Genomic DNA, 16658 nt, shown 5'->3' on the forward strand with positions numbered 1-16658 from the left:
GATTCAGTCTCAGGAGGATGCATGCCAGTCGTCGTGTTCCATCGCAACGGGCAAACGTACCGGGAAGAAGTGAAAGCCAATACCAATCTCGTCGTGCGTGCGGGCATCAAGCAGTTCCCGTTTCCGCATCTGCGTTACGAGTGCGGCATGGGCAAATGCGCGCGCTGTGCTTGCCGGGTACTGGCCGGGGAGGCGCATTTGCCAGCGCCCAACTGGAAAGAGAAGAAGCAATTGGGCGAGCGGCTCGATGCGGGGTACCGGCTGGTCTGCCAACTGTGGATTGAGCACGACATCGAACTGGAACAGGCCGACGACCCGCCGGCAGCGCTTTGACGGTTGCGGGCAAGCGCGCATCTGTAACGAGGAAATCGAATGTACATCGTACTGACAAGCCGGCCGGGCGAGTATCGCAGCGAACCGACCCCGGGGATTACGCCGGTGGAAACGCATGACTATTACTACGGCGCACGCCATGTCGCGGCATTCGTCGTGGCGAAGCTCGATGGTGCGGCACGGGTGAAGATCATTGAGGACACCCCGCCGCACGGCGAGAATCTGGTGCCGACCAAGTTCTTCGAGAAGTTTTCGACGGCTGCCGAAGCACTGGCATCGCTCGAAGCGCTGGTCGGACGCGACCACGCGCAGGCCCGGCTTAGCCGTCGCGAGCCGTCGCCGCCAGCCGCAACCACGGTGCAGATCACATTTCTTAGCAATGGCGGCAAATGCGTCGAGGCACCGCCGAACAGTAATTTGCTGCGTGTGTCGTTGCGCGAAAAGGGCGGTATTCCGTTCAAGTGCGGCGGCGGGCTGTGCGGCACCTGCCGCTGCCGGGTCGAGACGGGTCGCGAACATACCGATGCGGTCAAGCCGAAGGAGCGGCGCCACCTGAGCGCGGAAGATCTGGAAAACGGCTACCGAATGGCCTGCCAGACGTTTATTAACGGCGATGTGAGCGTGTCATGGTGAACGACGTTCGCAACTATTCAGCCCCGTTTGGTGCATTGCCGCCCGAGCAACGACGTCAGATGCTCGATCTCGGTCCCCGCTGGAACGACGACATCATTGCGAATCGCAAGGCGGTCATCGACTGCTATTCGCCACTGCTCGCTGCGGCCCCTAAGAGTCCGCATGTCGAGCGGAATCTGGCGTACGGCAGCCATGCGAGGCAGGTGCTCGATGTCTTCGAACCCGTGAGCGAGACAGCGCGTGTGCAACCCGACGGCTTACGCGACGCGGTGCTGTTTATCCATGGCGGCGCATTCGTGCGGGGCAGCAAGAGCGTCAACGGTGAGGTCTACGACAATGTCTGCCACTGGTTTGCGCGGCAAGGCGTTGTCGCCCTGAACGTGGAGTACCGCCTGGCTGCCGACGCGCAGTGGCCGGGGGGCGCGCAGGATGTGGCGATGGCCCTCGAATGGGTGCGGGAACACGCCGCCGATTGGCGAATCGACCCGTCGCGCATTTTCGTGATCGGGCATTCGGCGGGCGGCACGCACGCGGCAGGGTGCTTGTTCGACCCTGCGTTGACACCGTATTCAACACCCGCGCAGGAGGACGTGGCCGGGCTGGTGCTGATCAGCGCGCGGCTATTCGCCGATGTCGATCCGCGCAACCCCAACGCGAAGCCGGTGCAGGCCTATTTCGGCACCGACGAATCCCGCTATGCCGAACGATCGCCGCTCACGCACGCTGCGCGCAGCGCGGTGCCGACGATGATCGCGATTGCCGAGTACGAGAACCGGTTTCTCGACGACTACGGCGCAGCGTTCTTTCAACGGTTACTGCGTCATCGGGGCGTCGCGCCACGGTTCGTCCAACTTCGCGGTCACAACCACACGTCGATCGTGGCCCACTTCAATTCGGGAGAGGATTGGCTGGGACGGGAAATTCTGGCGTTTATGGCCTCGGTGCCGCGCCGCGCCTGAAACCACGGGCATACCCTGCATCGTGTACAGTCTACAAAATGCCGTGCGCTGCTAGAATGCGGCGGTACAACGTCGTAACGACAGGTTTGTGGAGATTGGAATATGGTGCGGGGAGCCACAGGGGCGAACGGACGCGAGCCGATCATGCATCAGCAGCTTTCGGATCTGGTGATCAGCCGTTTGCGCGCGTCCATTACATCGGGCGAATACAAACCGGGCGACCGGCTTGTCGAAGGCCGCATTGCCGAGGAGCTCGATGTCTCGCGGGTGCCCGTTCGAGAAGCGCTTCGCGCGCTCGCCGTCGAAGGCTTGGTTGAAGTGCGGCCGCGTCACGGCGCGGTCGTTGCGTCGTTCGACCCCGCGTCTGCGCGCGAGTTGGTGCAGATTCGTGCCACGCTCGAAGGACTGAACGCACGTCTGGCTGCGGAGCGTTGCACCCCCGAGCTGGTGCAACGTATCGAGAAAGTCTTGCAGGAGGGCAACGCGAAAGTTGCCGCAGGCGAGACCGCCGGTTTGCTCGAACTCAACGCACGTTTTCACGATTTGCTCTACACCGCAGGCGCGAATTCCATGCTCGCTGACCTGATGCGATCAATGCGCGATCGCTCGCGCATGCTTTTCGTCAACGCCAACGACGAAGAAGTGCGCATCACGTGGGAAGAGCACGCAGCCATTTTGCGGGCAGTTCAATCGGGCGATGCCGCGTTCGCCGCGTTGCTGGCAGAGCGCCACGTGACCCGGGCAGCCCAGTACTACCTCGATCACATGGCGCGTTGAGGGGCCGGGCAACGTCAATGAGAATGAAAAGGTATTTCCGATAATTAAAATAATCTCATTGGCGTTTGGCGGTGGAATTCCTTGCTATCTAAAACTACAGCACCCTAGAATCGACCTTGATTTCAAGGCATTGGCGGAGATTTGTTAATTAGAAGTCTTAATTAATCGTCTCTGTTAATCGCATCTTTTGGCAAGGCGTCAAGGGGGCTGCGTCATGCTCGTTCGTACACGAGGTATGTCAACCGTCCGGCCGCTCAAGCCGTCCGCTATCGCGCTGGCATGTCTGTTGTGCGTAGGGCTGGCTTCAGGCCAACTCGAAGCGCAAACGTTGCCTGCGACGGCATTGAGCGTGGGCAATGGTAGGTCACTGACTTACACCGACGGCTCGATGAATGTCTCGACGGCAGTGCGTGTGTCGTCCACCGGCGGCAACTCGGCATCGCTTACCTTCGCTCCCGCGAGCGCGATGTCGGTTACCAGTCCCACGAATACGGCGATTCAGGTGGGGGCGTCCGGCGCTGGATCGTTCTCGAGTTTCACCATCAATTCCTCTAGCGGATATGGCGTTGCCATTGCCGGTATCGGCAATTTCTCGTTTGGCGTCGTAGTGAGCGGCACGAACGGGGGGCAATCGACGGCCGATCTTGGCACCGGTACCACGATCACCACCAGCGGCGGGTCGGGCGGTGCGGGGCTTTGGGCCACCACTGGCGGCACGATCACGGGCAACGCCGTCACGATCAACACCATGGGACCATCGGCACAGGGGGCAGGGGCGGTTGGCGGCGGCGCCATTTCGCTCACCAACGCGTCGATCACGACCACGGGGGCAAGCTCGTATGGGCTTTTGAACCGTGCCAGCCACGGCGCCTACGAGGGCACGGCCGCGCTGTCGTATCGAAACGGCACCATTACCACCAGCGGCGCGTCGGCGCATGGCGTGGATGCGGAAGGCAACGGCGGCACGGTATTGCATAACACAACGATCTCGACGAGTGGCAACGGTGCCTACGGGATTCGGCTCGTGGATTCCGACTTCGGCAGCGTGTCGACGGGCAGTCCCGAGGTGACCATTTCGTCCGACGCGGGCGGCACACCGTCGACGGTCACGACCTCGGGTGCCAACGCGCATGCTGTCATGCTGGTCAATCTCTTTACGGGCGATACCGCCACGCTAACGGCCTCGGGCACTACGTTTCACGCACAAGGCAGCGGTGCCTATGGCATGTACCTCACCGGCGTGACGGGCTCCAACGAAATCGTGACGCTCAACGGTTCGACAGTGCGCAGCGACCAGTCGGATGCCATCCACGTCACAGGCCCGAACGGCACGATTACCCTCACATCGGGTGCATCGCTAATTGCCGGGCCGGGCGCGTCGGCCCTCAATGTCAATGCAGGTGGCACGTCAGCGGGCAACGTGGCGTTGTCATCGGACGCATCGACGTTGACGGGGACGATTCTCACCGACGCCGTAAGTACCGCGCAGGTGGCATTGCGCAACGGCTCGGTGTGGAACGTTACCGGCAACTCCAATATGACCACGCTGGAGAACACGGCCAGCATGATCAAAGTGCTGTCGACGGCGGGACAGACGAGCCAGCCCACTTTGGCGTCGTCATACTCGAGTATCACGACGACAGGCAATTACACCGGCAACAACGGCACGCTGGCGCTTAACACGTACTTAAATGCAGGCGGCGCGTTGTCGAATCAATTCACCGATCGCCTGTTGATCGGGGGTAACGCTACCGGCACGACGCTAGTCGACGTGCGCGCGGTCGATGCGAGTCCGGGGCCGGTAGCGACCTATCAGGCCCATCTGAACCGGGGCTTGCTCGGCGCACCGCCCGCGCATTTGTTCTCGGCGACCGACGGCATTTCGATCATTCAAGTGGCGGGCACGTCCAGTCAGAACGCCTTCGTGTTGAAGAACGGCTACGTCACGGCGGAGAACTTGCCGTTCCAGTACCACTTGTACGCTTACGGCCCGGGGTCGGAGTATGGCGCGGCGAGCCCGGGGCAATCGTTGGTAGGCGCGACGGGCACGTTCTGGGATTACCGATTACAGACCGCGTTCGTTGACCCGGGCGGCGAAGTCGAGCCGGACCCGGACCCCGTCGATCCCAGTGTTCCGGAACCCATTCCGCCGAATGCCCGGCCGGAAGTCGTGCCGCAGGTCGCCGCGTACTTGAGCGCGCCGATGGCACTGCTGTATGCCGGATTAGTCGACATCGACACGCTGCACCGCCGGTTGGGCGAGATTCGGGACGACCGCGACCTTGGCCGCGACAGCGGGGATAGCGAAGCGTTCGTGCGCGTCTATGGCGGCCATTTCAATTACCGCAGCAACCGAACGTTCCAGCAATACGGTTACAACGCCGATGGCGACTACAGCGCCGTGCAGTTCGGCGGCAACCTGTTTAAACGACGCAACGAAGACGGTCTGTGGCGCTTCGGCGTGGCGGGCGCTATCGGGTGGTTGCACTTCGAGCCCGATGCCGTCGACGGGTATAGCAGTGGCGCAGGCAATACCTATCGGATATCGGGCTATGCGACGTATCAAAGCACACAAGGCTGGTACGTCGACAATGTGCTGTCGTTTGGCTGGTTCGACGGCCGGGTGAGTACGAATGCGCATGCCACGGCCTCCGACTTGAAAGGCCGCGACGTCGCGTTGTCGGTGGAAGCGGGGTACCCGTTCGGCATTGGGGCAGGGTTGCAGCTTGAGCCGCAGGTGCAACTCGTGGGCCAGCATGTCGGCTTCAACAATCAGGTGGATGCAGACGATTTGGCGGTCAACATCGGCAGCCAGAATCAGTTGCTCGGGCGAGTCGGCATGCGCTTGACCCGCGCCTTCGAAGTCGGCAAAGGGCGGGTGACGCCGTACGTAGCCGTGGATTACTTGCACGCGTTCACCGATGGCACGCACGTCAATGTGGGCGGCGTTGACTTCATCAGCGGCAAGCTTGGCGATGCCGTGCGCTTATCCATCGGTGCCAACGCGACCATGAGCGAGCGCATGTCGCTCTATGGGCGAGCCTCTTGGTCGAAGGATATTGGCAACGCGGGCATCCGCGGCTGGCTGCTGAATGTGGGCGCGCGGTTCCTGTTCTGAGCGCCATTTTTTTGTCACCGGCAAAAGCACGGAATCCTCGGTAAGCTTGCACGCCAGAACAACATCAGGAGACAAGAAAGATGACAACCGAAAAAGTTAAAGGCCCCGCTTCTTACTTCCCGTCGATTGAAAAGACGTATGGCAAGCCGATCAGCCATTGGTTGGCAGTGCTGGACGGAATGAAGGACGTGAAGCACATGGAGCAGGTCGCGCGCCTGAAGGCTGAGCATGGTCTTGGTCATGGGCATGCGAACGCGCTGGTGGCCTACCAACGCTCGCAAGCGGCGAAGTAGGCTGATCCATTAAGATAAGCGCGTCAATCAACTTATGACGCGGGGAAGGAATGAGCAGAGACAAGCAGTGGCGGCTGGTTGCCGATCGATTCGGCTTTCCGGTGGACGACGATATCAAGATCGGCGGGAAATACACACCGGTGCTGATCGACGGCGACACGGCCTACGTTGCCGGGCAGATCCCGAGAATTGGCGAAACCGTGCACTTCATCGGCAGCGCCGGCGACATGATTCCACTGGAAGACGCGCGTCAGGCGGCCGGGGTATCGGCCTTACGGGCGCTGACATTGATTCACCGCGCCTGCGGCAGTCTCGATGCGATCGTCGCCGTCCCGCGCATTAGCGTCTTCGTGCGAAGCGCGCCAGGGTTCACGATGCAAAGCGAAGTGGCCGACGGCGCCTCCGATGTCCTCTTCGAAGTGCTTGGCGATGCTGGCGTCCACACGCGCACGTCGGTCGGCGTGCTTCAACTACCCAAGGGAGCAGTCGTCGAAGTGGACTTTATCTTCAGAATTAAAGGCGTTGCATGACGCCGATATTGCCGGTTCGCCGCCCGAGCAGCGAAATGCCAGAACGCATAACCAAATCCATATCGCTGCATAGCTAAGTGCGATTAGCACCGCGCGCCATCACGCTCACAATGCAAGCAGAACAATGCAGATGGGGGCGACGATGGATTCGGTGTATCTGGTGGTGGTGCTCGGCACTGTCGTGGCGGGCTTCATTCAAGGGCTGTCGGGTTTTGCATTCGGGCTCGCCGCGATGTCGTTCTGGGCGTGGGTGCTCGACCCGCGGCTCGCCGCCACACTGGCTGTGTTCGGCGCGCTGTCGGGGCAAATACTCGCGGCCGTTACAGTGCGGCGTGGCGTCGACCTCAAGCGCTTGCTGCCGTTCGTATTAGGCGGCTTGCTCGGCATTCCACTCGGCGTCGCACTGCTGCCGCGACTGGATATGGATTGGTTCAAGGCCATCCTCGGGACGCTGCTGGTGGTGTGGTGTCCCACGATGTTGTTGGCCCGGAACTTGCCGAAAATCTCGTCCGGTGGCCGCGCAGCCGATGCGCTGGTGGGCATGGCTGGCGGTGTACTCGGTGGTGTCGGCGGCTTTGCCGGGACGCTCCCGACGCTTTGGTGCACGCTGCGTGGCGTCGACAAAGACGTGCAGCGCGCCGTCATTCAGAACTTCAATTTGTCGATGCTGCTCGTCACGATGGGCACCTATCTGGCCACCGGCATCGTCACCCGCGAGATGCTGCCGTTCTTCGGTATCGTCGCGATCGCCATGCCCATCCCCACGTTGCTCGGGGCGAAGCTCTACATCGGTATTAGCGAAGCGCGGTTTCGACAAGTGGTGCTCGGGCTGCTGACCGCATCAGGCGTGACGCTGCTGGTGTCTGCTTTGCCAAGGTTGTTGGAGCGAGTGCAGTAGGGTGGCACTCGCCCCAAGGGCCGAACGTACGCGACGGACCCGCTTAGCAATCGAAACCGGGGCCTCCCGCACCTCCCGCACCACCCGCACCTACCGCCGCTCCGTGTCACGTCGGCCCGGGCCGACGGCAAGCACTTCGCCCTGATCCGGTTTTTCTGCGGCGCTCTCGGGCAGCACGATGCCCGAAGCGGTCTTGGTCTCTTGACTGCATTTGCCCGCACTCCCACTTGCGCGTGATTCTGGCTTTAGAAAATCGAGTGCTAAAGCTAGACCGCAAACAGGCATATGCATACCCGTTTTGCTTCGTAGTAACGGCGTGTCCGTGAGGTTTAAATAGCGTTTCGGCGCACGCAACGCCAGACAACAAACGCTCTCTTCCACACGTCATCTGTTCCCGGAGTTATCCATGAAGTTTTCCAGCCTGTTTCTCGCCCCGCTGGCGGCACTCGTCATGTTCAACGCAAATGCAGCCGACAAGCTGCGCATCGGTGTCATGGCAGGGGCCTATGGCGACTCGATTGCCGTCGCGGCCAAAGAGGCCAAGCGTCAGGGCATCGACGTCGATGTGGTCGAGTTCACCGACTGGACGACGCCGAACATCGCGGTAGACGCAGGCGATCTGGACATCAACTACTTCCAGCACCAGCCGTTCCTCGACAACGCGATCCAGAAGAATGGCTTCAAGCTCGCCAGCGCAGGCACCGGCATTCTGGCCAACGTGGGCCTGTATTCGCTCAAACACAAAACGGTCGCTGAAGTGCCGCAAGGCGGCAAGGTCGGCATTGCCAACGATCCGGTGAATCAAGGCCGAGGTTTGCTGCTGTTGCAAAAGGTCGGTCTCATCAAGCTCAAGAGCGGCGTCGGCTTTCTGGGCACCTTGAACGACATTACCGAGAACCCAAAGAAGCTGCGATTCGTCGAGGTGGAAGGGCCGCAACTGGTTCGCATTACGGGCGACGTCGATATCGCACAGGGGTATCCGCACTTCATCGTGTCGTCGAAGGCGTTCGATCCGTCGAGCGGCTTGGCTTATTCGGGCATTGAAGACTCGCGTTTCGCCATTCAATTCGTCGTCAAAGCAAACCGCACGCAAGACCCGGTCGTGCAGAAGTTCATTCGCATCTATCAGAACTCCGACGCGGTAAAGACGACGATTCTCCATTCGTTCAACGACGACAAGCGTTTGTACACGCTGGCTTGGGTCAAGCCGTAATTTATCGCCGGATCAAGGAGCTTCCCGATGGGAGTCACCGTTTCAGCAAGGCAGCCGCTGGCGAGTGCTGCCGTTCGGGAAACCGATGACCGAGGGCCACAAACCGTTGCGTCGCATGCGCCTGTGCCATTCAACGAGAAAGGCGCAGTGGCGTTCCGAAACGTGGCAAAGACCTATGCGTCGGCCGCCGGTCCAGTCGCAGCGCTCGACGGCATCACGCTCGACGTCGCGCCGGGGAGCATCTTCGGCATCATCGGTCGAAGCGGGGCAGGCAAATCCAGCCTGCTGCGCACGGTCAACCGGCTGGAGCGGCCCACGAGCGGTCAGGTGCTGGTCGACGGTATCGACATCGCCACGCTCGACGACGCGCAACTGGTGCAGCTTCGCCGCCGCATCGGCATGATCTTCCAGCACTTCAACTTGCTCTCGGCGAAAACCGTCTTCGACAACGTGGCGCTGCCTTTGCAAGTGGCAGGCGTGCCGAAGGCGCAAATCGAAGCGCGCGTGCGCGAACTGCTGACGCTTGTTGGGCTGCAAGAGAAAGCGGGGACCTATCCGGGGCGCCTATCGGGCGGGCAGAAACAGCGTGTCGGCATTGCGCGGGCGCTAGCGACTGGGCCGGAGATTCTGTTGTGCGATGAAGCGACATCGGCGCTGGACCCGGAAACCACGCAGTCCATTCTGCAATTGCTCCGCGACATCAATCGAAAGCTCGGCATCACGGTCATTCTCATCACCCACGAGATGAGTGTGATTCGCGAGATTGCCGACAAGGTGCTGGTGCTGGAAAAAGGGCGTATCGCCGAATTGGGCGACGTGTGGCAAGTGTTCGGCATGCCGGTGCACCCGGCCACGAAGGCACTCCTTGCGCCGTTGCAACACGGGCTACCGGACGATCTCCAGCAGTCGTTGCAGACCGAGGCGCCGGTGGGCGATCACGCGCAGATTTTGCAATTTACTTATCGCGGCGCGGACGGGCTGGAGCCGGACTTACCCCGCATCTCCCGCGCGTTGCAAGGCGACGTACGGCTCTTGCACGGCGGCGTGGACCGTATTCAAGGGCACGCGCAGGGCCAATTGGTCATCGCATTGCGCGGTGCCGTTGCCCGGCGCAACACTGCCGAATGGAAAACACTGACGCAAGGGCCCGAAGCCATTGCGCATGACATCAAGGTATTGGGATATGTCGCTGACGCTGTCCATCCCCATTGAACGCTACGGCAACGCGCTGATCGATACGCTGATGATGGTTGGCGTGTCGGGTGGCATCGCGTTCGTCGCGGGCGTCCCGCTGGCCGTGCTGCTCATCGTTACCGCACCGGGCGGCTTCCTCGCTTGGCCCCGGGTCAACCGGGTGGTCGGCAGCGTCATCAACGGGTTTCGCGCCACGCCGTTCATCGTCTTGCTGGTGGCGCTGATTCCTTTCACGCGACTCGTGACGGGCACCACTATCGGCGTGTGGGCTGCCATCGTGCCGTTGGCGGTGAGCGCCACGCCATTCTTCGCCCGCATCGTCGAGGTGTCGCTGCGCGAAGTCGACCCGGGGTTGATCGAAGCCGCACAGGCAATGGGCTGCAAGAAGTGGGACATCGTTCGCCACGTCTATCTCCCCGAGGCACTGCCCGGCGTGATCGGCGGCTTCACCATCACGCTGGTGGCATTGATTAGTGCATCCGCCATGGCGGGCGCCGTGGGCGCGGGTGGATTGGGCGATTTGGCGATTCGCTATGGCTACCAGCGCTTCGACACGCAGGTGATGTTGATCGTCATTGCCGCGTTGATCGTGCTCGTGAGCGTGGTGCAGGTCATCGGCGACAGATACGCCCATTGGTTGCGCACCCGCTGAGGCAGGCGCACCGAATTTCCCGACATTTGATTCCGCTATGACCCAAGCCACAAAGACACTGGATGTTCACGAGCCCCCACGGCCTCGTGTGATCGACCGGCTACCGTTGCCGCCAAGCGCGCCATACCGTATTTCCAGCGAAGCCGAGGCGCTACAGATCGCGGCGACACTGGCCGAGGATTTCCGCATAAGTGCGGCCGAGCGCGACCGTAACCGTCTTCTGCCGTGGGACGAAATCGAGCGCTACACCGCGAGCGGGCTATGGGCGATCACCGTGCCTAAGGCCTATGGCGGCTTGGGCGCCTCGTATGAAACGCTGGCGCAACTGTTCGTGACGGTATGCGCTGCCGATCCGTCGTTGGGCCAGATACCGCAGAACCACTTCGCGGTGCTGCAAAACCTTCGGGACATGGGCAGTGAAGCCCAACGGCAGCGCTGGTTTGCCGACGTGCTGGCCGGGCATCGCCTTGGCAACGCTGGACCCGAGCGAAAAGCGAAGGCAGCGCATCTGTATGCAGCCACGGCGCGCCTGCATCGCGACACCGATGGCGTGTTGCGCGTGAGCGGCACGCGGTTTTATTCGACCGGTTCCGCGTTTGCCCACTGGGTGCCTTTCCGGGCGCTGGATGAGGAAGGTCGTGCCGTGCAGGTCTGGGCGCGCCGCGATGCACCGGGCGTGACGATCTTCGATGATTGGGACGCCTTCGGCCAGCGCACCACGGCGAGCGGCGGTGTCGTTTTCGATCGTGTCGTTGTGACCCAAGCCGATGTGGTGCCGGTATGGCAGTTCGAGAAAGTGGCGACGTTATCCGGCCCGGTATCGCAACTGATTCAGGCGTCGATCGACGCGGGTATCGCCCAAGGGGCGCTACGCGATGCGGTGGCATTTGTGCGCGAGAAGAGCCGTCCGTGGATCGACTCTGGGGTACCTAGCGCCAGCGCCGACCCTTACATCATTCACGAAATCGGCCAGTTGCAGATCGAGGTGGATGCCGCGCATGCCGTGCTGCTCGAAGCGGCACGCTATCTGGATGCCTTGGCGCAACATCCGCTCGACGAACACCTCAGCGCTCGCGCCTCGGTCGCCGTGGCCGAAGCCAAGATTCTGACCACGGAAGCCGCGCTTCTCGCCAGCGAGCATCTATTTGCGCTAGCCGGGTCCGCCGCGAGCCGCGCAACGCACAACCTCGACCGCCATTGGCGCAATGCCCGCGTGCACACGCTGCACGATCCAGTGCGCTGGAAATATCACTTGCTCGGCAACTACGTGCTCAACGGTGCGTTGCCAACGCGCCATCAGTGGAACTGAGCGGCCGATTTTCAGGAACTGGCATGACGCAAGCTTTGATACAAGCCTTCACGAACGCCTCGACGCAACACGATGCCGCCAGCGGTGGCGGATTCGGCACTCAACCGACACCTGCCGCCTTGCCACGCGAACCCGCACAGATCATTCGCGATGAAACTCAGGCTTTGGATGTGGCGGGCGAGTTCTCTCGCGACATTGCGCAAGGTGCCCGCCAGCGCGACCACGACCGCCGCCTGCCATGGCGCGAGGTCGAGCAATTCAGCCAGAGCGGCCTTTGGGGCATTACGGTGCCGAAGGAATACGGCGGCGCGGGAGTCTCCACCGGAGTGCTGACGCAAGCCGTTAGCCTGATCGCGGCATCGGACGGCAATTTCGGCCACATCCCGCAAAATCACTATTACTCGCTGGAAGTCTTGCGCGTGGGCGGCACCTCAGAGCAGAAGGCGTTCTTCTACGACCGGGTGCTGCGTGGTGAACGTCTGGGCAATGCGCTGGCCGAAGTCGGGCAGCGCGATTTCAAGCGCCGCACGCAGCTATTGCGTGAACCCGATGGCTGGTTCATTCAGGGCGCTAAGTTCTATTGCACCGGTGCGATTTACGCGCACTGGATTCCCACCCTCGCCGTTGCGCAAGAAGCCTCGGGAGAGCGCGCGTACCTCGTATTCGTGCCGCGCACGGCGCCGGGGCTGACGATTACCGACGATTGGGACGGCTTCGGCCAGCGCGTAACCGGCAGCGGCTCAGTGCAATTCGAGCGTGTGCGGGTCGAGCCCGAATGGGTGGTGCCGTTCACCGCCTCGTTCGAGCGGCCAACGACCATTGGCCCGTTTGCACAGATCATTCACGCGGCACTCGATGCCGGTATCGGACACGGCGCGTTGCAGGCGACATTGCCGTTTATCCGTGAGCACTCGCGGCCGTGGATCGACGCGGGTGTCTCGAGCGCCTCGCAAGATCCGTTGCTGCTCTCGCAGATCGGCAACGTGCACGTCCGTCTGCGCGCGGCCGATGCGCTGATCGCACGCGCCGCGCTCGCGGTGGATGCCGCACAGCGCCAGCCCGACGAGGACAGCGTGGCCGCCGCCTCGATTGCCGTTGCACAGGCCAAAGCGCTTAGCACCAGCGCGAGCCTGCTCGCGAGCAACAAGTTGTTCGAACTGGCAGGGACAGGGGCGACATTGGCGGGCCTCGGGCTCGACCGGTTCTGGCGCAACGCGCGTACCCATACGTTGCACGATCCGGTGCGCTGGAAGTACCACGCCGTCGGCAACTACGTGCTCAATGGCGTGCGTCCGCCGCGTCACGGCGCGCTCTGAGCGCAAGAGGACGACATCATGACGCAAGCCAAGCGGCACATTCACGTCAACGCATTCAACATGAACTGCGTGGGGCACATTCATCACGGGTTATGGACGCACCTGCGCGATCGCTCGACGCAATACAACACGCTGGAATACTGGACGCATATCGCGCAAGTGCTGGAGCGCGGCCTGTTCGACGGTATCTTCATCGCCGATGTGATCGGCTATTACGACGTCTACCAAGGCAGCACCGACCTGACGCTTCGTGAAGGCATTCAACTGCCTGTGAACAATCCGTGGCTGATCGTCTCCGCCATGGCGGCCGTGACGAAACACCTCGGTTTCGGTCTGACCGCGTCGGTCAGCGCGCATCACCCTTATACCTTCGCTCGCGACGTCTCCACGCTCGATCAGCTCACCAACGGCCGCCTTGGCTGGAACATCGTGACGGGCTATGTCGACAGTGGCGCACGGGGGCTCGGACAGGGCGGGCTCGCGGAACACGACAGTCGATACGACCGCGCCGAAGACTTTCTCGACCTGTCATACAAGCTTTGGGAGGGCAGTTGGGATGACGGCGCGGTGGTGGCCGACAAAGCGCGGCGCATTCATACGCTGCCGGAGAAGGTCAGGCCCGTCGTGCACGAAGGGCCGTTCTACCGGGCGAACGCCATCCACATGAGCGCACCGTCGCCGCAGCGCACACCGGTGTTGTTTCAGGCGGGAACGTCGTCTCGCGGGCTGCGCTTCGCGGGCCAGCACGCCGAGGGCATCTTCATCGGCGCGAATACGCCGGAGGCGGCGCGGGCCGCGTCGCGCAAGCTGCGCCAAGCGGCGGTGGATGCCGGACGTCGGCCGGACGACATCAAGATCTACGCGGGCATTGCCGTCGTGCCGGGTCGAACGCAGGCCGAAGCGCGCGAAAAATATGCGGAGTATCTCGTTCACGCCAGCGCGGAAAGCGGGCTGGCCCACTTTGCGGCGAGTACCGGCGTGGACTTCGCCCGGTATGGACTGGACGACCCGATTGACTTTGGTGCGGGCAACGCCATCCAATCCGCGACCAAAACGGCCCAACAGCAGGGCTGGACCACGCGGCGCAAGTTGCTGGAGCAGTTTGCCCTGGGCAGCCGCTATCACACGATTGTGGGCGATGCGGCGCAAGTGGCCGACGAGCTTGAACGCTGGGTGGACGTCGGCGAAATCGACGGCTTCAACCTGACCCGCATCGTGGTGCCCGAAACTTGGGAAGACTTCGCAACCCTTGTGGTCCCTGAACTGCAAAACCGCGGCCGCTATCGCACCGAATACGCGAGCGGCACTTTCCGCCAGCAATTGTTCGGGCGTGGCGATCGCCTGCCTGCGCAGCACGCAGGCGCGAGATTCCGCCGTGACACAACGACAGCGTGACATGGCCGAGACCTACGACAAGCAACGCCGCACTTCATCATGAATCCTGAAATCTTTTGGTTTCTGCCCACGTCGGGCGACACGCGCTATCTGGGTAAGTCGGATTTCGGCCGGCCAGCGACGAATGCCTATATGCGTCAAATTGCGGAAACGTCGGAGCGGCTAGGCTTCGACGGTCTGCTCATTCCTACGGGCAGCTCGTGTCTTGACCCGTGGGTCACGGCGGCGAGTCTGGTGCCGGTCACACAACGCATCAAGTTGCTGGTCGCGTTGCGCACCTCGCTCGGCAACCCCACCGCATCGGCTCGGCAAGCGGCAACGTTGGATCAGGCGCTAGGCGCAGGGCGTTTGTTGCTCAATGTCGTGCCCGGGGGCGATGCCACCGAGTTGGCCGCTGACGGCGTGTTCTACGCCCACGACGAACGCTACGCGGCAGGCGACGAATTTTTGACGATCTGGCGGCGCTTGCTGCAAGGCGAGACAGTCGATTTCGAAGGGCAGCACCTGAAGGTGGCCGGTGCGCAAAACTTTTTTGAACCTGCGACGCTTCCGCATCCGCCGCTTTATTTTGGTGGATCGTCGGCGGCTGCGCACGCGCTGGCTGCGAAGCACGTCGACGCTTATCTCAGCTGGGGCGAGCCGCCGGAAGCGGTTGCGGCGAAGATCGCCGACGTGCGCAAGCGCGCCGAAAAGCACGGACGTACATTGCGCTTCGGCGTTCGGCTGCACGTGATCGTGCGCGAGACAAGCGACGAGGCGTGGGCCGACGCCGACCGCCTCATCAGCCACCTGAGCGACGATGACATTGCGGCGGCACAACGCAATTACGCCGGGATGGATTCGGTGGGGCAGGCGCGCATGGCCGCTTTGCATGGCGGGCGGCGCGACCAACTCGTGGTGGGGCCCAACCTATGGGCGGGCGTGGGGCTAGTGCGCGGCGGGGCGGGCACGGCGCTAGTGGGCAATGCCGAGGAAGTGGCCGCGCGGCTCAAGGAGTACACCGATATCGGCGTCGACACGTTCGTCCTTTCCGGCTATCCGCATCTGGAGGAAGCCATTCGATTTGCGGAACTGGTCTTCCCGCTGATACCGGGCAAACAGCCGGTGACGTTGCGCGATCGCACGTTGACCGGTGGGGCCTTTGACGTGCGCGCCAGCCGCTAGATCACACAGATCGCGCGGATCACGCGGATCGCAAGGCCGCGCAAAGCGTTTGAAGCGTCCGCCGGGCTTGTCCATCGCTGAGCCCGGTGTGCATCACAACGTCCCGTATCGGCAGCGCGGGCAGGCCGAGCCGCTGGCCGACGTCGACCGTTCCGGGCGGCGCCACGCGGTGCGCGAGGGCGGCGACGGCTAGCCCGGCAGATACGGCCGCGCCAATCGTGCCGACCCCACCACCGACGAACACTTCATGCCACGCGATACCGGCTGCGTCCAGCGTGCTGACGGCCATCGCGCGCACGGCGCACGGCTGCGCTTGTGTAGCGAGTGGCAGACCACCTGCGGCGCGTGGTGCGAAGTCGGACGCCGCCATCCAGCCGAACGATTGCGCCATCACATGCTCTCCATCGAGACGCCGCGTGTCGTGGCGCAGGACGATGCACGCATCGATGTCCGTCGCATCGTAACTTTCAAGCAGTTCTCGGGAAGGGGCGACGCGTAGCTCGACAATCACGCCGGGGTCGGCGTCGTGCATCCGGCGCAGCAACATGGGCAGGTTCGTACCGACAAGATGATGGCTGATGCCGATCACCAGTCGCCGGGTTTGAGTGCTGAACGCTTGCAGTGCGTTTTCGTGTGCCGCCACGAGCGCCCGCGCCGGGGGCAGGAACGCAAGCCCGCTCGCCGATAACCGCACCTGACGCGGTGTGCGATCGAGCAGCCGATGGCCCAACATGGCTTCGAGCCGCTTGATCTTCACGCTCACGGCCGATTGCGTGGAGTTCAGCACTTCAGCGGCGCGCGTAAAACTCTTGAGTTCAACGGTCAGCACAAACGCGCGAACCGCGTCGATATCGAGCGTATTCATGATCGATCA

16 protein-coding genes and 1 pseudogene are annotated in these 16658 nt (G+C 62.4%); 15 read left to right on the plus strand and 2 right to left on the minus strand.

What is annotated here, in order from left to right; translation table 11 throughout:
* The first annotated feature begins 21 nt into the window (after window positions 1-21).
* The 8 genes from PPN31114_RS03390 (at window position 22) to PPN31114_RS03425 (ending at window position 7541) form a co-directional block, all read left to right on the plus strand.
* Entirely contained in the window at window positions 22-333 is a 312-nt protein-coding gene (locus tag PPN31114_RS03390) for a 2Fe-2S iron-sulfur cluster-binding protein (protein ID WP_150678068.1), read from the plus strand.
* A gap of 357 nt (window positions 334-690) precedes the next feature.
* On the plus strand, window positions 691-966 hold the full coding sequence (locus PPN31114_RS03395) for a 2Fe-2S iron-sulfur cluster-binding protein (protein ID WP_150679126.1): 276 nt from the start codon (window positions 691-693) through the stop codon (window positions 964-966).
* Window positions 960-1925: an alpha/beta hydrolase gene (locus PPN31114_RS03400; RefSeq protein WP_150678069.1), complete on the plus strand. Its 966-nt coding sequence runs from the start codon at window positions 960-962 to the stop codon at window positions 1923-1925. The genes PPN31114_RS03395 and PPN31114_RS03400 overlap by 7 nt, the downstream gene beginning before the upstream one ends.
* 144 nt (window positions 1926-2069) lie before the next feature.
* Window positions 2070-2702, plus strand: a complete 633-nt coding sequence (locus PPN31114_RS03405) for a GntR family transcriptional regulator (RefSeq protein ID WP_246182380.1) — start codon at window positions 2070-2072, stop codon at window positions 2700-2702.
* Window positions 2703-2937: 235 nt separating this feature from the next.
* On the plus strand, window positions 2938-5820 hold the full coding sequence (locus PPN31114_RS03410; RefSeq protein ID WP_174987635.1) for an autotransporter family protein: 2883 nt from the start codon (window positions 2938-2940) through the stop codon (window positions 5818-5820).
* An 80-nt stretch (window positions 5821-5900) separates the two neighbouring features.
* The gene (locus PPN31114_RS03415; protein WP_150678072.1) at window positions 5901-6113 is read left to right on the plus strand and encodes a DUF4287 domain-containing protein; all 213 of its coding nucleotides are present in this window, start codon (window positions 5901-5903) and stop codon (window positions 6111-6113) included.
* Window positions 6114-6163: 50 nt separating this feature from the next.
* Window positions 6164-6643, plus strand: coding sequence for a RidA family protein (locus PPN31114_RS03420; RefSeq protein ID WP_150678073.1), 480 nt, complete (start codon window positions 6164-6166; stop codon window positions 6641-6643).
* A 142-nt stretch (window positions 6644-6785) separates the two neighbouring features.
* A complete protein-coding gene (locus tag PPN31114_RS03425; protein WP_150679127.1) occupies window positions 6786-7541 on the plus strand; it encodes a sulfite exporter TauE/SafE family protein in 756 nt (251 codons plus the stop codon).
* A 105-nt stretch (window positions 7542-7646) separates the two neighbouring features.
* Here the strand turns inward: PPN31114_RS03425 and PPN31114_RS26375 are convergent.
* A pseudogene (locus tag PPN31114_RS26375) lies at window positions 7647-7754 on the minus strand (co-chaperone GroES); the annotation flags it as partial.
* A 193-nt stretch (window positions 7755-7947) separates the two neighbouring features.
* On the opposite strand from PPN31114_RS26375, the gene PPN31114_RS03435 reads away from it, so the two are divergent.
* Genes PPN31114_RS03435 through ssuD form a run of 7 tightly spaced genes read left to right on the plus strand, consistent with a single transcriptional unit; the run spans window position 7948 to window position 15784 of the window.
* Window positions 7948-8754, plus strand: a complete 807-nt coding sequence (locus tag PPN31114_RS03435) for a MetQ/NlpA family ABC transporter substrate-binding protein (RefSeq protein WP_150678074.1) — start codon at window positions 7948-7950, stop codon at window positions 8752-8754.
* A gap of 27 nt (window positions 8755-8781) precedes the next feature.
* Entirely contained in the window at window positions 8782-9966 is a 1185-nt protein-coding gene (locus PPN31114_RS03440) for a methionine ABC transporter ATP-binding protein (protein WP_150678075.1), read from the plus strand.
* Window positions 9938-10600 carry a methionine ABC transporter permease gene (locus PPN31114_RS03445; RefSeq protein ID WP_150678076.1) on the plus strand — a complete coding sequence of 221 codons (663 nt, stop codon included), beginning with the start codon at window positions 9938-9940 and terminating at the stop codon, window positions 10598-10600. The genes PPN31114_RS03440 and PPN31114_RS03445 overlap by 29 nt, the downstream gene beginning before the upstream one ends.
* Before the next feature lie 37 nt (window positions 10601-10637).
* Complete coding sequence (locus tag PPN31114_RS03450; protein ID WP_150678077.1) at window positions 10638-11909, plus strand: SfnB family sulfur acquisition oxidoreductase; 1272 nt, start codon at window positions 10638-10640, stop codon at window positions 11907-11909.
* 23 nt (window positions 11910-11932) lie between these two features.
* Window positions 11933-13225 carry an SfnB family sulfur acquisition oxidoreductase gene (locus PPN31114_RS03455; protein ID WP_150678078.1) on the plus strand — a complete coding sequence of 431 codons (1293 nt, stop codon included), beginning with the start codon at window positions 11933-11935 and terminating at the stop codon, window positions 13223-13225.
* An 18-nt stretch (window positions 13226-13243) separates the two neighbouring features.
* The gene (locus PPN31114_RS03460) at window positions 13244-14620 is read left to right on the plus strand and encodes an LLM class flavin-dependent oxidoreductase (protein ID WP_150678079.1); all 1377 of its coding nucleotides are present in this window, start codon (window positions 13244-13246) and stop codon (window positions 14618-14620) included.
* A 39-nt stretch (window positions 14621-14659) separates the two neighbouring features.
* The gene (gene ssuD / locus PPN31114_RS03465) at window positions 14660-15784 is read left to right on the plus strand and encodes an FMNH2-dependent alkanesulfonate monooxygenase (protein ID WP_150678080.1); all 1125 of its coding nucleotides are present in this window, start codon (window positions 14660-14662) and stop codon (window positions 15782-15784) included.
* Between the two features lie 19 nt (window positions 15785-15803).
* Here ssuD and PPN31114_RS03470 read toward each other — a convergent pair whose 3' ends face one another.
* On the minus strand, window positions 15804-16649 hold the full coding sequence (locus PPN31114_RS03470; RefSeq protein WP_150678081.1) for a LysR family transcriptional regulator: 846 nt from the start codon (window positions 16647-16649) through the stop codon (window positions 15804-15806).
* Window positions 16650-16658 lie beyond the last annotated feature (9 nt).

This window comes from Pandoraea pneumonica, from assembly GCF_902459645.1.
GTDB lineage: Bacteria > Pseudomonadota > Gammaproteobacteria > Burkholderiales > Burkholderiaceae > Pandoraea > Pandoraea pneumonica.

What these genes read in the sequence shown, in the direction of transcription:
- PPN31114_RS03410 (WP_174987635.1), top strand. Translation starts at nt 2,938, where the DNA reads ATGTCAACCGTCCGGCCGCTCAAGCCGTCCGCTATCGCGCTGGCATGT.
- PPN31114_RS03435 (WP_150678074.1), top strand. Translation starts at nt 7,948, where the DNA reads ATGAAGTTTTCCAGCCTGTTTCTCGCCCCGCTGGCGGCACTCGTCATG.
- PPN31114_RS03445 (WP_150678076.1), top strand. Translation starts at nt 9,938, where the DNA reads ATGTCGCTGACGCTGTCCATCCCCATTGAACGCTACGGCAACGCGCTG.
- PPN31114_RS03415 (WP_150678072.1), top strand. Translation starts at nt 5,901, where the DNA reads ATGACAACCGAAAAAGTTAAAGGCCCCGCTTCTTACTTCCCGTCGATT.
- PPN31114_RS03390 (WP_150678068.1), top strand. Translation starts at nt 22, where the DNA reads ATGCCAGTCGTCGTGTTCCATCGCAACGGGCAAACGTACCGGGAAGAA.
- PPN31114_RS03460 (WP_150678079.1), top strand. Translation starts at nt 13,244, where the DNA reads ATGACGCAAGCCAAGCGGCACATTCACGTCAACGCATTCAACATGAAC.
- PPN31114_RS03450 (WP_150678077.1), top strand. Translation starts at nt 10,638, where the DNA reads ATGACCCAAGCCACAAAGACACTGGATGTTCACGAGCCCCCACGGCCT.
- ssuD (WP_150678080.1), top strand. Translation starts at nt 14,660, where the DNA reads ATGAATCCTGAAATCTTTTGGTTTCTGCCCACGTCGGGCGACACGCGC.
- PPN31114_RS03455 (WP_150678078.1), top strand. Translation starts at nt 11,933, where the DNA reads ATGACGCAAGCTTTGATACAAGCCTTCACGAACGCCTCGACGCAACAC.
- PPN31114_RS03440 (WP_150678075.1), top strand. Translation starts at nt 8,782, where the DNA reads ATGGGAGTCACCGTTTCAGCAAGGCAGCCGCTGGCGAGTGCTGCCGTT.
- PPN31114_RS03420 (WP_150678073.1), top strand. Translation starts at nt 6,164, where the DNA reads ATGAGCAGAGACAAGCAGTGGCGGCTGGTTGCCGATCGATTCGGCTTT.
- PPN31114_RS03470 (WP_150678081.1), bottom strand. Translation starts at nt 16,649, where the DNA reads ATGAATACGCTCGATATCGACGCGGTTCGCGCGTTTGTGCTGACCGTT.
- PPN31114_RS03400 (WP_150678069.1), top strand. Translation starts at nt 960, where the DNA reads ATGGTGAACGACGTTCGCAACTATTCAGCCCCGTTTGGTGCATTGCCG.
- PPN31114_RS03405 (WP_246182380.1), top strand. Translation starts at nt 2,070, where the DNA reads ATGCATCAGCAGCTTTCGGATCTGGTGATCAGCCGTTTGCGCGCGTCC.
- PPN31114_RS03425 (WP_150679127.1), top strand. Translation starts at nt 6,786, where the DNA reads ATGGATTCGGTGTATCTGGTGGTGGTGCTCGGCACTGTCGTGGCGGGC.